Raw genomic sequence first — 15,813 nt, 5'->3', positions numbered from 1 at the left:
GCCATACAACTACATTTGTTGTGTGGCATTTTTTAAATCAAAAAAGCAGTGATGCACTGTGACATCACTGCTTTTTACTATGGTTTAAAAAGTGTTTCAATTCCTTGCGAAACGGTTAATTCACCTTTTAAAATCTCTTTTTCTAAGGCTTGTACGATTTCTTTTTTGCCTTGCGTACCGTAAAAATCATCTACAAGACGGTCTAAAATCATGGAGCGGAACCAATCGGTTGTTTGATGATTTCTGCGATTCAACCAAACACCATTTTCAAGTGCTTGCTCTTTGAATGCTTCAATCGTCTCCCATACTTTGTCGAGCCCTTTATTTTCATAAGAGGAAGCTGACATCGCTTTTGTCGTCCAATGCGGCGTTGCAGGTTGTAGTAAATGTAAGATTTGCTTATACTCTGCAACGGTCTTACGCGCATTTCGTACATTATCACCATCCGCTTTATGCACGACAATCGTATCTGCTAATTCCATGATTCCTTTTTTCATACCTTGTAGTTCGTCTCCTGCCCCTGTTAATACAAGAAGCAAGAAGAAATCCACCATACCACGTACAATAGTCTCGCTCTGACCAACACCAACGGTCTCAATTAAAATCACATCATACCCTGCTGCTTCACAAAGTAACATTGTTTCACGTGTTTTTTTATGCACACCGCCAAGCGTTCCAGCAGAAGGAGATGGTCGAATATAAGCACGTGAGTCACGCGACAATTCTTCCATCCGTGTTTTATCGCCTAAAATACTCCCGCCTGTAATCGAAGAACTCGGATCAATCGCAAGTACCGCTACGCGATGGCCTTGTTCAATTAACATCTTGCCGAAAGTTTCGATGAACGTACTTTTTCCTGCTCCCGGCACACCCGTGATGCCGATACGAATCGACTTCCCTGTATGTGGAAGCAGTTCTTTTAATAGCGCCTGTCCTTCTGCTTTATCATCGATATTTGCACTCTCAAGTAGTGTAATGGCCTTAGCAAGATGTAATTTCGAACCACTTCGTACGTCTGTAGCTAATTCGTCAATCGCAATCGGTTTACGTTTTTTAACAAATTTACGTCGTTTGGATTTTTGCATCCCGTCATGACTCGCTTTTACACCTGGTTGTACAAAAAGCGCTGATTCTTTTTCAGACATTATGCTTCTTCGTAACCTAAACGTTCATAGATGATTTCAATCATTTTTTGAGAAGCAATAGGCAATACCGTACCAGGTCCGAAAATTGCTGCTGCTCCTGCTTCATATAAGAAATCATAGTCTTGTGCTGGAATAACACCGCCAACGATGACAACGATATCTTCACGACCTAATTTTTTAAGCTCTGCAATTAATTCAGGTACAAGCGTTTTATGTCCCGCTGCTAATGACGATACGCCAACACAGTGAACATCATTTTCTACAGCCATAATTGCTGCTTCTTCTGGTGTCATAAACAGTGGTGAAATATCCACGTCGAAACCAAAGTCAGCATACGCTGTTGCAACAACTTTTGCACCGCGGTCATGTCCATCTTGTCCCATTTTTGCTACAAGAATACGTGGACGACGACCTTCATTTTCTAAGAATTCATCTGTCATTTCTTTAATTTCTTTGATGGCATCTGCATCTGAATAGTTTGAAGCATATACACCGCTAATTGAGCGAATAACTGCTTTGTGACGGTCTGATACTTCTTCGATCGCATCTGATATTTCACCTAATGTCGCACGCGCACGCGCTGCATCTACTGCTACAGCTAATAAGTTTTCGCTACCATCTGCTGCTGCTTTTGTTAAACGTGCTAAATGACGTTTCACTTCTGCTTCGTCACGCTCTGCTTTCATTTTATTAATACGGTCAATTTGTGATTGACGTACTAATGTGTTATCAATATCTAAAATTTCAATTGGTTCTTCTTCATCTAAACGGTAACGATTTACGCCGATAATCGTTTCTGCTTTTGAATCGATTTTTGCTTGGCGTTTCGCTGCAGCTTCTTCAACCTTCATCTTCGGTAAGCCTGTTTCAATCGCTTTCGCCATACCACCAAGTTCTTCAACTTCATTGATTAGTTTCCATGCTGATTGTGTTAGTTCATCTGTTAACTTCTCAACATAGTATGAACCACCCCATGGATCAATCACTTTTGTCATCGTTGTTTCTTCTTGTAAGAATAGCTGTGTATTACGTGCAATACGCGCTGAGAAGTCCGTTGGTAATGCAATCGCTTCATCTAATGCATTCGTATGAAGTGATTGTGTATGTCCCATTGTTGCCGCATTCGCTTCAATTAACGTACGTGTCACGTTATTGAATGGATCTTGTTCTGTTAATGACCATCCAGATGTTTGTGAGTGTGTACGAAGCGCCAATGTTTTTGGATTTTTCGGGTTAAATGTTGACATCATTTGTGCCCAAATACGACGTGCTGCACGCATTTTAGCGATTTCCATATAATAGTTCATACCGATTGCCCAGAAGAATGATAGACGCGGAGCAAACTTATCAATATCGATTCCTGCTTTTAAACCTGTACGCACGTATTCTAAACCGTCAGCTAATGTATAAGCTAACTCAATATCATTCGTCGCACCAGCTTCTTGAATATGGTAGCCCGAAATTGAAATCGAGTTGAACTTCGGCATGAATTTTGACGTATATTCAAAAATATCTGCAATGATTTTCATCGACATTTCAGGTGGGTAGATGTACGTATTACGCACCATGTACTCTTTTAAAATATCGTTTTGAATCGTACCTGCTAATTTGTCTGGTGTAACGCCCTGTTCTTCTGCTGTTACAATGTAAAACGCAAGAATTGGAAGTACAGCACCATTCATTGTCATCGATACAGACATTTGATCGAGTGGAATGCCATCAAATAAGATTTTTGTATCTTCAACCGAGTCAATTGCAACACCCGCTTTACCAACATCACCTGTTACACGCGGATGATCTGAGTCATAACCACGGTGTGTCGCTAAGTCAAAGGCAACTGAAAGACCTTTTTGTCCCATCGCAAGATTTCGGCGGTAGAAAGCATTTGATTCTTCCGCTGTTGAGAAACCTGCATATTGACGAATCGTCCATGGACGACCTACATACATCGTTGGATATGGTCCACGTGTATTGGGTGCAATCCCTGCTACATCATTTAGATGTTGTAAACCTTCATTATCTACAGCTGTATAAACAGGTTTTACAGGAATTTCTTCATTCGTCATAAATGTTTCTTGCGTCGTTTCAAATGGTTCTTTCGTTAATACTTCATCGATGTCAATTTTGTGGAATGTTGGATTGCTCATCGTTGAACCTCCTTCATGCTTGCGTGAACAGTTGTTAGTTTTTCATAAATATTCAACCCTGCAAAGATATAGCCATTTAAGCCTTTTTCCGTCCAGTTCGCATCAAACTTACCCGCCACATCAAAGATGACATGTTCAGGTTTTGCAGCAAGTAATGCTTCCATAACTGCTTTTGTATCTTCATCTGTTGCTGAAAGGACAACATAGTCTGCTGTTGTTGTCGTTAACATATGCACGATTTCTGTTAAATCGGCTGTTGGTTCTGTTACTTCTGGTACGATACCAGCCGTTGCTAACACACCTTTTACAAAGTCTGTACGTGGTTTTGTCGTTTTTAGCTCACCGTATGTTAAGATTTGTGCCTTCATCGGATGTTCTTTGAATGTCACACGTAACTCTTCAAATGGTTGTGCTAAACGATTTACTTCTACAAACGTTTCAGCAGGTACTTCTTCTGTTGCATCTGCATAATTATTTGTACCAACTAATACCGTTTTACGCTTTTTCACTTTTTCAATGCGTTCAGACCATGAAGCTTGAAGATCCGCTTCAATCATCTCGCTTGCTGCCTCGTAGCCACCTGCTTCTTCAATTTTCAAGAAGTAAGCCCATGCTTCTTTTACAAGGTCATGCGTTAATGTTTCGATAAAGTATGAACCACCTGAAGGATCGATTACTTTCGTTACTTGTGATTCTTCTTTAATTACAAGTGCAACATTTCGTGCAATACGAACCGATTGATTCGTTGGTGCAGTTAAAATGTTATGTGGATGAACTGTTAGTAAGTCTGCTCCACCGATTACTGCTGAAAACGCTTCATTTCCAGCGCGCAGTAAATTCACGTAAACGTCTAACTTCGAGAATGAACGAAGTGATGTTTCCGTAGCGATATGAACTGGTTGTGGTGTCTCAACACCGTACGCTTTTGCAAACGCTTTCCATAATACTCTGAAAGCACGGATTTTAGCAATTGCCATAAAGAAGTGTGTATCTAAAGCAAATGAAGCGAAGAACTTTTTCTCTACTTCTTCAAAAGATGCACCTTTCATAAATTCTGCTGCTTGTGCAAGTGCAATCGCTAATTCTTGTATAGATGTTGCACCTTCATAATGTGCTGATAATACATTTGCATTGAATGTACGAACATTCGGAAAATCAGGTAAGTCAATTGGTTGTGTTGATTGTACATAACCTACTTGTTCTTTATTTGTGATGAATTCGAACACACCAAGTACGGCTTCATCTTCTATATTTAAACGGAATGGGTGAGCTGATAGTAATGCACCTAATTGCTTTAATGCATCTTCTGTCCACTCAAATGCTACTTTTCCAACTGTTACATATTGATTTCCACGTTGAAGCGCATCTTTTGCTTGTGCGATGAATGCCTCAATATTCTCACCATAGGCTGCCTGTGCTACCCCAAAAGCACCTTCAGCTTTCATTGTGCGAATCGTCGAAATTTGTTCCTCCAGTTTACCATCAATCTTTTCAAACAAACTCTCTTTTGTGTAGAGTGGCTCGAGTGTAATCCCCTCGATTGTTTTAGTCAACAAAGATTCAAATGGTTTACCTTTTAATGCTCCTTCTGCTGCCGTTTTCCAGTCAGCATAAGTTGCTTGTTCAAATGTTACTTCTCTCATGTTTGTCATATGGACGCGTTGACGCTTCCCCCCTTCAATGATTCTATCTTCCATTTTACACAAGAAAAGGTGAACGGAAAAGTAAAAAAAAATCAGAAAACCGCAACAATTCGGTTTTCTGACTTTTCCTAATAAACAGAAGTGCTTGAAATTGTCATATTTTCTAGCAATTCTTTAACACGAGCTAGAAACTTCCCACAAATCATTCCATCTAAAATTCGATGATCTAAAGATAGACATAAATTCACCATATCGCGTGCAGCGAACATACCATCGCCCACAATGACAGGTCTCTTAACAATTGATTCTACTTGTAAAATAGCTGCTTGTGGTGCATTAATAATTCCTGCTGAATGGACAGAGCCAAATGAACCCGTATTATTTACCGTAAATGTTCCACCTGACATATCTTTTACATTCAACTGTTTTTTACGTCCTTTTTCAGCTAAAATTGCAATTTGACTTGCGATGCCTGCAATGGACAATTGATCACAGTTTTGGATAACTGGAACGAATAACTCATCATCTGAAGCAACTGCAATTGACATATTAATTGCTTTCTTCTGAACGATTGTATCGCCTTTCCAAACAGAATTAAGCATTGGATATTCTTTCAACGCTTGTGCAACTGCTTTTACGAAAAAAGCAAAATACGTTAAATTGTATCCTTCTTGCTCTTTGAATTGCTTCTTATGTGCATTACGTAATTTAACTAATTCTGTTACATCAACTTCAATGGTCATCCAAGCATGTGGAATTTGCGTCACGCTATCTACCATACGTTTTGCAATTGTCTTACGAATCGAAGATACCGGAATAATCACGTCACCATTTTCTTCTGGGATTGCCTCTTTCACTTGTGTATCACGTGTTGTTGGCTTTTCTTCATGCGTTAATTGTGACGAAATAATGCCCGATTCAATCTCACGCAACACGTCTTTACGTGTCACACGTCCACCTGCACCTGTTCCTTCAATTAAATCAATATTTAAATGGTATTCGTCAATCAAACGACCTACAACAGGTGACACACGCTTCTTCTGATCAGCTGAGCGTTTTGGAGCAGCTTGTGGCGCTGCTGCTACAGGTTTAGTTGTTTCTGATGAAGATGACGGTGACTCAGCAGGTGTTGCTGCTTCCCCATGTGCAACAACAATCGAACATACGACTTCACCAACTGCAACAGTCTCACCTTCAGGAACTAAAATCTCTTGAATCGTTCCTGATAATTGAGAAGGAAGATCAGCAGTTACTTTATCTGTCGTTAATTCTGCAATGGAATCATACTGTTCAACTGTATCGCCTGGTTTTACTAACCAACGGTCGATTGTTCCTTCTGTAACACTTTCACCGAGTTGTGGCATTTTAATATACTCTAACATGTATTCTTCCTCCTTAGAATGCAGCTAATTCGACAATTGCTGCTTCGATTTGGTCTGGTGTTACCATGAAATCTTTTTCTAAAGACTGTGCATACGGCATCGATGGGGCATCAGGTGCTGCCAGTCGCTTAATTGGAGCGTCTAAATCAAATAGACAATGTTCTGCAACAATCGCTGCGACTTCTCCAATAATACTTCCTTCTTTGTTATCTTCTGTAATTAATAAGACCTTACCTGTTTTACGTGCTGCTTCAATAATCGCTTCTTGATCAAGCGGATAAATTGTACGTAAATCGAGAACATGTACAGAAATGTCTTGTTCCTCTTGTAACTGTTCTGCCACCTTTAATGTTTGGTCGACCATTAAACCATATGTGATAACTGTTAAATCATCACCACTACGTTTTACGTCAGCTTTACCGATTGGCACAACATAATCTTCATTTGGCACTTCACCTTTAAGTAGGCGATATGCTTTTTTATGTTCGAAATAAAGAACTGGGTCTGGGTCGCGAATCGCGGCTTTTAAAAGTCCTTTTGCATCTGCTGGGTTTGAAGGAACAACAATTTTTAAACCTGGTTGATTAGCAAAAATCGCCTCTACTGATTGCGAGTGATATAAACCACCATGTACCCCGCCGCCAAATGGTGCACGAACAACTAATGGACAACTCCAATCATTATTTGAACGATAACGCATTTTTGCTGCTTCTGAAATAATTTGGTTAACTGCTGGTAAGATGAAATCCGCAAACTGCATTTCTGCAATTGGCTTCATACCATACATTGCCGCACCCACTGCTACACCTGCAATAGCTGACTCGGCTAATGGTGTATCTAAAACGCGGTCTTCACCGAATTCATCGTAAAGACCATCTGTTGCACGGAACACACCGCCCTTTTTCCCAACATCTTCACCTAGTACAAATACATTTTCATCTCGCTGCATTTCTTCGCGCATCGCTTCATTAATTGCTTCAATATAGGAAATCGTTCTCATTATAGCTTCTCCCCTTCCGCATAGACATAACGTAGATTATCTTCTACTGAACCGTATGGTGCTTGTTCTGCATACGTAGTCGCTTCATTAATCTCACGTTTTAATGTCGCTTCCATTTCTGCTTTTAATTCTTCTGTTAACAGGCCTTGTTCCACTAGATACTGCTCATAATGATGTAAACCATCTTTTTGTTTATCATCTTCTAATTCTTCTGTCGTACGATAAATACGGTGATCATCATCTGATGAATGAGGCGTCAATCGTTGGCAAAGCGCTTCAATCAATGCTGGCTTACCTGATTCACGTGCTTTTTTCACAGCAATATACGTAGCGATTGGATCTGTACCGTCTACTACCTCACCTGGCATATTATAACTTGTTGCTCGTTGTGCGACTGTTGCACTCGCTACTTGACGATCGTATGGTGTTGAAATCGCATACTGATTATTTTCTACAAATGTAATAACAGGCAATTGATGCACACCAATGAAGTTTAGACCTTCATGGAAATCACCTTGATTGGATGAACCTTCACCCAGTGAAACAAATGTGTAAAAGTCATCTTTCTTCATGCGTCCTGCTAGTGCGACACCTGCTGCATGTACAACTTGTGTTGTAACAGGCGAAGAACCTGATAAAATACGATTTTTGCGTTGTCCCCAGTGTGCCTGCATTTGACGACCACCTGAGTTTGGATCCTCTGCTTTCGCAAAAGCATTTAACATGACATCTTGAATTGTCATTCCCGCTTCTAATACCACACCTAAATCACGGTAATACGGCGCTAAATAATCCTTCGTTAAATCAAGTGCATATGCAGCACCGATTTGTGCAGCTTCTTGTCCTTGACACGAAATAACAAATGGGATTTTACCTGAACGGTTTAATAGCCATAAACGTTCATCGACACGTCTTGCACGTAACATACTGAAATAAATATCTAATGCTTGTTGATCTGTTAAATTTGCTTCTTTATGTGAAACTGTCATAATCAAAACCTCCTAATAATGAATTGCTTCGTTTTTAATTGCCAGTGCGACTTCTTGCATCACTTCACTCACGCTTGGATGCGGGTGTACAGTATGTCCGATTTCAAATGATGAAGCATCTAGATTAAAGGCTAAACTTGACTCAGCGATTAATTCTGTCACATGGTCACCAATTAGATGGACGCCTAGTACATCATCTGTTTCTTCATCTACAATCATCTTCGCAAAACCGAAATCATCACCATTAACCAGTGCTTTTGCATTTGCTTTTAATGGGAATTTTTTGACGACAACTTTATTAAATTGTTCTTTTGCTTGTTTTTCATTTAATCCAATATGTGCAATCTCTGGATAGCTATAGACACAACTTGGCATATGCACGACACGTGTATCTGGTTTTAAACCTACCATATGTTCAACTGCATGAATGGCTTCATGAGATGCTACATGTGCTAATTGAATACCACCAATTACGTCGCCTGCTGCATAGATGTGTGCTTCTTTTGTTTGCATATGTTTATTTACCTTAATAAACTGCTGTTCTAACTGGATATCTGTATTTTCTAATCCAATTTGTTCTGTAATCGCTTGTCTTCCAATTGCGACTAGCACTTTTTCGAATGTTTTTACTTCTTCATTCACATGGAATGTCACTTGTTCATCTGTTGCTTCCACATTTGAAATTTTCGCATTCGTCACAACTTGAATACCACGTTTTTCAAAATTTTTCACAAGTTCTTTCGCTACTTCTTCATCTTCTGAAGGTAGAATACGTTCAAATGCTTCATAGATTGTAATCTCTACACCTAAATCATGTAACATAGATGCCCATTCAATTCCGATTACACCGCCACCAACAATCGCCATATTCTTTGGCAATGTATCAAGTAGAACTAAATCATCTGAACTTAAAATCGTCGTATGATTAAATGGCATAGACGGTAGTGTGCGTGGTTTCGAGCCTGTACAAATCAATAAATTTTTCGGTACGAGCATATCATTTTCAAGATCTTCACCATATTCCACAGATACAGTTCCAGGAAGTGGTGAAAAAATAGAAGGACCTAATATACGACCTGTACCTGTATATACATCAATCTTCCCTTTTTTCATTAACGCTTGAATACCTGCTTCTAATTGTGCGACTACAGCATTTTTTCTTTCATGTGCGATATGATAATTGAATCCATACGATGTTAATTCGATTCCGAAATCGTGCGCTTTTTTAAGAGAACGTAATTGTTCGGCACTCTTTAATAGCGCTTTTGTCGGGATACAACCTTTATGTAAACAGGTTCCACCTAGTTTTTCTTTTTCGACAATCGCCACTTTTAACTTTAATTGCGCTGCACGAATGGCTGCCACATATCCCGCAGGTCCGCCGCCCAAAATGACTAAATCGTATTCATTTGCCATATGTCATACCTCCATAAAATCATTATTTTCACTTCTTGTCACAACTGCTTTTTTATCATTTTAGGTCAAATACCTTCACTATCTGTTATATCATAATAATACTTATTCTTCCTATCATAAATGTCATATGACATGATATGACATTTATAATATACCTGATAAAAAAACATTCTTACTTGTATTTGCGTTTAATTTTTTATCATTATCCGCTCTTAAATTGTCAGAAAATTGTGTTTAAATACTTATTTTTTCTATTTTACACACATATTTTCTTCCTTGTTCTAATTCTAACTAAAAACTGTGTTCTTGACAATTATTAACTTTATTTTGTGACATATTTTGTTGAAAAAGAAGTTTTTCTGTCACTTTACATTATAAGGAAAATTCTTTATTCATCCTAATCTAAAGCTTTATATAAACAAAAAATGAGAAACTCTGTAAACATACCGTTTCTCATTTATTCTATGTATATTCGATTTAGTTATCTCTACACAAAAATAGTTGATTCATTCTTCTACATATGAATCAACATATCTTTGTGCATCTGCGACTCGATTCGGTTCATCTGTAATCCATCCAACAATACTTGGATGCTGTGGTTTTTGAAGCCACTTTTCTTTTCCTGTAATACTATAAAAACGTAAAACTTTATTTAAATCCTGTGCCATATTCCAATATTTTTCTTTATAGAAAAAATGCTTATTCACATGTAATGCATCAATCCAAGGTAAATCATTTAAGCGCGTCCAATCAAATTTGCGCTTCGGAATAAACGCTACTTCTGCTGTTGGTTTCATTACCTTTACTTGTTGTAACACTTCTAAATGAAAAGAGGAGTAATGTACATTTGGTAAATGTTGCGTCTTTTTTACAACAATCTCAAGATCAGCAGTTCGTCCAATAAACGATTCTTTGAGTTCAATATTCATTGGTACTTTATTCGGGATAGCCCATGCTAATAATTCTGAAAATGTATTAATACAATGACGACTTCCCTTAATCTTCTGACTTCTTATTTCGTTGAGTGTACAATCATTTACGCATTTAGAGATACCTAACATTCGTTTTAAATTAAGATCATGTGTAACAATTGCAATGCGATCTTTCGTCAGCTGCAAATCAAACTCAATTCCATCTGCTGCGGTTTGTATCATGGCCTCCTTCATCGCTTCTAATGTGTTTTCTGGTTCATGTTTTGTCCAGCCACGATGTGCATAAATAGGCAATCTATACATTCAACTCTCCATTCTCCATTTTAAATACACCATTTGTACGTGTTTTTAACATAGATGACCGTTTACCAATCTTAATAATCGTTCCTTCAAATGCCATTTTTGTTACTTCCACACATTCTTTTTCAATCTCACTTAATTGTTTTAAAATGGTTTGAATTTCATAATTCAACTGGATTACAACTGATTTTTTTAATTCATATTTATATTTTGTATCTTCAAATACTTCTAGTTGTTGTGCGTTCATCTGTTTCGTTAATGGTTGTAATTGAATGACACGACTTTCAAGCACACCCATCTCTTGTTCAATTTCTTTTATTTTCCCTGCTTTATAGCGTACTTCACCCATTTTTTCTTTCTGGTCAATGGTATGAATAATTAACTCTGTACGTCTTTCGTGTTGATTTCCAGCGATTGCTGTATGGATATACGATGTTGCTTCTGTCACACCGCCGATAATTTTCCCATTCACACCGTCTAAACGTACAATTCTCCCTGATAAATTCGAACCGATTGCATACATTTCGATACAAATTTCATTTTCAGCATAAATCGTTGCTTCATTCGCATGTTTTAAAAAGACACTTCCACCTGCTCGAATGATCGTTTTTGAATGACCAAATACACCACCACGAATATAAATATCGCCACCTGTTGATTCAATCGAGTCAGCACCAGATACGCCCTCTTTTGCTTCAATCGAAATATCACCTGTTGCTTTTACCGAATAGCCTGGTAAAACGGTTCCCTTAATTGCGATAGAACCATCAAACTCAATATTACCTGTTTCTACCCCAATATCTGTTTTAATTTCGAGATGTTGCAAAATGCTAATTAAACCATTTGAATCATCTAATACACCTGCTGTTTTAGAACGGATAATAATCTTTCCGTTTTCTTCACTTTCATAAACAGATTCTGGATTATATTTTAAAATAAGGTCTTTCCCTGCTTTTGCGGGAATCTCTTTTCCCAATACATTCATACCCGGTATTCCTTCAGATGCCGGTATTTTCTCACCTAGCCAAGCGTCTTTTTCAATTTCAAAAATAAAGTTCATATCGGAAAAATCTGCTCGACCATCTAAACCAATTTTTGGTCTGCGCGTTGGGTTTTGAAAATACGTGATTTTTGCATCCACACCATCTTCAGGCTCTTTCCCTTCCGCAATCACATGTTTTTTCTTCTCAAGTTCTTCCCATAAGATTCGTTTCAGACCGTACTCAATCCCAATAGATGCAGCAATTTCTTTAATTTTAAGATTCAATTCATCTTCAGAGTTACTAATTTTTTTCGGATCCTCGTAAAATAAAATATTAGCAGTCATTGCATCTTTTGAGATTTGAATATCCATTTCAGGTAATAAAACACCTATTTCTACAAAATCACCATTCTGTTGATTGAAGAGGTTTTTTAATTCCATAAAGTTTGTCAGTTTAATTCTTGGAAATTCTTTTAATAAAGTCTCGAAATCCTTCATTGTATAATCTTCTCGATGTTTTTTCACAAAAACTTTATTGTCTCTTGAGATGATTTCCATATGCTGATCTTTATAAAGTTCCATGTTGTTCACCCTCTCCTTGTGTAAAAGTCCGTATGCTTAATATCGTGCATTTATCTAACTTCTAAAGACCTTTACACTAGAATGTTTCCATATGCTTATCTGTTTTTTTATTTTTTTCAAATTTAGTTTTATTTGACTAAATAGTCCTAGTTTTTTACTATTCTTATTGGTTGTTATTATCCAAATGTAGTCTGTAAGTATTTTCCGTATATAATAACATAGAAAAACCTAACTATCTTTATCATACCCACCTCGCAAAAAACTAATACATTTTTCATGACTATTTCTGAATAATAGATGCTTTTAGACCTATATTCAGTGTGTTGTGTTTTTCTTATCTTGTATTTTCTCTATAGCCTCTTTACTAATCATTGAAAGAACAGATATAGCTAATAAAAAGACATTTGCACCCCAAATCCATAAAAAAAGTGTTGTAAGCGCGATAACAAAACCAAGATAAATCCCTAAAGAATGACGCTTCCATATACTGTACAAAAGTACCATTAAACCTACTAGCGAACTAATATAAAACATATCTCTCCTCTTTCCTTACTTATATTCACAAAAAAAAGCATGCAGTTCATACTGAAACGACTCTGCTGCTTTTTCATAAGATGACTTATACTTCTACTAATTCTTCGCGTAACTTTTCTGCGACCATGGCGATGAACTCTGAATTTGTTGGTTTTTGTTTCATATGGTGTGATGTGTAACCGAATAGCTTGGATACGGCGTCATGATTTCCACGTCCCCACGCAATCTCAATACTATTTCGGATGGCACGCTCTACACGTGTTGGTTTCGTTTCAAATATTTCTGCAATAGCTGGATACAACGCTTTTGTAATTGAACTTAATAAATCTGGATTATTATAGACTAATTGAATAGCTTCACGAATATAGCCGTATCCTTTTACATGAGCTGGTACACCTATTTCCTTAATGATAGATGTAATACGTGCATCTAATGTATGCTTATCTGATGTCTCAGGTAAATCAATTTCAATAATTTCACGTGCTTTTGTTTGTTTCATTTTTGCACGTTCTGCACATTGAATAATCTTCGACTCTAAACGATCCATCTCAAAAGGTTTTAACATAATCACTTCAATCGTTTTCCATTGCTCATTTTTATGTATCTCTTCTAAAACAGCTAAACCATCTAAGTGAGGCATAATAATATCTAAAATTAGCACATCAGGGATTTCTTCCTCCAGCATTTTTAAGCACTGTTTACCATTTGAAGCAGTATGAATTACTTGTATTCTTTCATTTTTTTGCAAGTATTTTTCTAATGTGGCTACAAGTTCGCGGTTGTCATCTGCAATGGCTACCTTAATCTGCGTCATCTTTTTTCCTCCTTAGGTTTTCACTCAACATTTCACAATGCATTTATTGTATCAAAATTCATTTCAAAACAAAATGTCATTACCCATTTTCTTATAAAACAATTGTTTTATTTTCATGTAATTTATATGTATTATAACACTTTTTTTGCGTGTTGAATGAAACTTTTGTTTATTTTTCAGATAAAAAAGACATTGCAAACAATTCATTCGTACTTGTTTACAATGTCTTAATAGTAGTTATATGATACGGCGTTGTTTATGTTCTTCTGCAATTTCAACCAGTTCTTTTGCATGTTGGAATGTTTTTTCCGTCACGACTTCACCTGACATCATGCGACTAATCTCGTCAATTCGATCATCTTCTACTAATTCACATAACGATGTGAACGTACGATTATCTTCTTCTTGCTTTTGAATATAATAATGATGGTCAGCCATCGCCGCTACTTGTGGTAAATGCGAAATACAAAGCACTTGTGAATTTACAGAGATTAGTGAAATTTTATCCGCAATAGCTTGCGCTACACGACCACTTACGCCTGTATCAACCTCATCAAAAATGATGGACGTAATTCCCATTGTAGATGAAAAGATGGTTTTAAGAGCAATCATAATACGCGATAGCTCACCACCAGACGCAATTTTCGTCAGTGGCTTTGGTGGCTCCCCTACATTCGTTGAAATATAGAAGACAACTTCATCGCTACCCATCGCATCAAATGTATGTGACGGTGTAATTTGTACAATCAGTGTTGCACGTTCCATATACAACTCTTGTAATTGCGTCATAATCTTCTCAGCTAATTGAACACCATATTCTTTACGGATAATTGTTAGCTTTTCTGCTTGTTCAGCTAGTTGTTTTTCTAAGTCTTTTAAGCGTTTTTCATTCTTTTGAATATTCTCGTCGCTATTTTCAAGCGTCTCTAATTCTTTACCAATTTGATCGCGATACGCTAAAATATCCGCTAAACTATGGCCATATTTTCGCTTCATATTTTGAATGAGTGCGAGGCGTTGCTCTACTTCATTTAATCTTTCTGGGTCAAACTCCATCTCATCTAAAATATTCTTTAATGAAAAAGCAGCTTCCTGCAAAACATAGAACGCATCTGATACGGCCATAGATTGTTCTTTGAACTGTTCATCTACATTCGCAACATCTTCTAAATCAGACATCGCTTGACCAATCCAATCAAGCCCTTTAGATTCACCAAGAATCGCTTCATGTGCGTGAGAACTACCTTCAAAGATTTTATGGAAGTTATTTAAACGACGACGTTCTTCCATCAATTCATTTTCTTCATTCTCTTTAAACTTACATGCATCAATCTCTTTAATTTGGAATGAGTATAAATCAATTTTTTGAGCGATTTGCTGTTCACCAAGTGATAGTGCTGCTAATTCGCTTTTCAATGTACGATATTGTTCATATAGCGATGTATATCGCTCTTTTTCTCCGATTATCGCATCACCCGCAAATTGATCGAGTAAATAGATATGCTGTTTATCGTCCATTAATTCTTGTGATTCATGCTGCCCATGAATATCAATCAATGTCGAGCCCACTTCACGTAACATATTCAGTGGCATCATTTTACCGTTAACACGACAAACACTCTTTCCTGTATCATTTAAATCTCGGCGTAAAATAATCACACCTTCATCAACTTCGATTCCTAATTCTTTACACTTATCATAAGCAGGATGCGGTTCTTCAGGCAACGTAAAAAGGCCCTCAAGTTCAGCCTTTTTAGCACCATGGCGAATAAACTCTTGAGAACCTCTACCTCCTGCTAAAAGTTGTACCGCATCAATGATGATTGACTTACCCGCACCTGTTTCGCCCGTTAATACAGTTAATCCTTCTTGAAATTCGACGGTTAATGCATCAATGATGGCAAAATTCTTTATGGATAATTCTTTTAACACGATGTGTCACACCCC

The 15,813-nt window shown here is 37.4% G+C and carries 12 protein-coding genes; all 12 read right to left on the bottom strand.

Annotated features, from left to right (window positions below):
- Positions 1-77 precede the first annotated feature (77 nt).
- Positions 78-1,145 carry a methylmalonyl Co-A mutase-associated GTPase MeaB gene (meaB, locus tag ASO14_RS06345; RefSeq protein ID WP_068453019.1) on the bottom strand — a complete coding sequence of 356 codons (1,068 nt, stop codon included), beginning with the start codon at positions 1,143-1,145 and terminating at the stop codon, positions 78-80.
- Positions 1,145-3,292, bottom strand: a complete 2,148-nt coding sequence (gene scpA, locus ASO14_RS06340; RefSeq protein ID WP_068453016.1) for a methylmalonyl-CoA mutase — start codon at positions 3,290-3,292, stop codon at positions 1,145-1,147. The genes meaB and scpA overlap by 1 nt, the downstream gene beginning before the upstream one ends.
- A complete protein-coding gene (locus ASO14_RS06335; protein WP_068453013.1) occupies positions 3,289-4,944 on the bottom strand; it encodes a methylmalonyl-CoA mutase family protein in 1,656 nt (551 codons plus the stop codon). The genes scpA and ASO14_RS06335 overlap by 4 nt, the downstream gene beginning before the upstream one ends.
- A gap of 119 nt (positions 4,945-5,063) precedes the next feature.
- Positions 5,064-6,317, bottom strand: coding sequence for a dihydrolipoamide acetyltransferase family protein (locus ASO14_RS06330; RefSeq protein WP_068453010.1), 1,254 nt, complete (start codon positions 6,315-6,317; stop codon positions 5,064-5,066).
- 13 nt (positions 6,318-6,330) lie between these two features.
- Positions 6,331-7,317, bottom strand: coding sequence for an alpha-ketoacid dehydrogenase subunit beta (locus ASO14_RS06325; protein ID WP_068453007.1), 987 nt, complete (start codon positions 7,315-7,317; stop codon positions 6,331-6,333).
- Entirely contained in the window at positions 7,317-8,306 is a 990-nt protein-coding gene (locus ASO14_RS06320) for a thiamine pyrophosphate-dependent dehydrogenase E1 component subunit alpha (RefSeq protein WP_068453004.1), read from the bottom strand. Before ASO14_RS06320 ends, ASO14_RS06325 begins: the two co-directional genes overlap by 1 nt.
- A 12-nt stretch (positions 8,307-8,318) precedes the next feature.
- On the bottom strand, positions 8,319-9,722 hold the full coding sequence (gene lpdA, locus ASO14_RS06315) for a dihydrolipoyl dehydrogenase (RefSeq protein WP_068453002.1): 1,404 nt from the start codon (positions 9,720-9,722) through the stop codon (positions 8,319-8,321).
- A gap of 506 nt (positions 9,723-10,228) precedes the next feature.
- Positions 10,229-10,957 carry a glycerophosphodiester phosphodiesterase gene (locus ASO14_RS06310; RefSeq protein WP_068453000.1) on the bottom strand — a complete coding sequence of 243 codons (729 nt, stop codon included), beginning with the start codon at positions 10,955-10,957 and terminating at the stop codon, positions 10,229-10,231.
- Entirely contained in the window at positions 10,950-12,518 is a 1,569-nt protein-coding gene (locus ASO14_RS06305; protein ID WP_068452998.1) for a flagellar assembly protein A, read from the bottom strand. The genes ASO14_RS06310 and ASO14_RS06305 overlap by 8 nt, the downstream gene beginning before the upstream one ends.
- A gap of 315 nt (positions 12,519-12,833) precedes the next feature.
- The gene (locus ASO14_RS06300) at positions 12,834-13,052 is read right to left on the bottom strand and encodes a hypothetical protein (RefSeq protein ID WP_068452996.1); all 219 of its coding nucleotides are present in this window, start codon (positions 13,050-13,052) and stop codon (positions 12,834-12,836) included.
- A gap of 85 nt (positions 13,053-13,137) precedes the next feature.
- The gene (locus tag ASO14_RS06295) at positions 13,138-13,866 is read right to left on the bottom strand and encodes a sporulation initiation factor Spo0A C-terminal domain-containing protein (RefSeq protein WP_068452993.1); all 729 of its coding nucleotides are present in this window, start codon (positions 13,864-13,866) and stop codon (positions 13,138-13,140) included.
- Positions 13,867-14,103: 237 nt separating this feature from the next.
- On the bottom strand, positions 14,104-15,798 hold the full coding sequence (gene recN / locus ASO14_RS06290; protein WP_068452990.1) for a DNA repair protein RecN: 1,695 nt from the start codon (positions 15,796-15,798) through the stop codon (positions 14,104-14,106).
- Between the last annotated feature and the right edge of the window lie 15 nt (positions 15,799-15,813).

Source organism: Kurthia sp. 11kri321, assembly GCF_001534765.1.
GTDB lineage: Bacteria > Bacillota > Bacilli > Bacillales_A > Planococcaceae > Kurthia > Kurthia gibsonii.
Note: the sequence above shows the minus strand (reverse complement) of the source record. Positions and strands in the feature narration are given on the sequence as shown.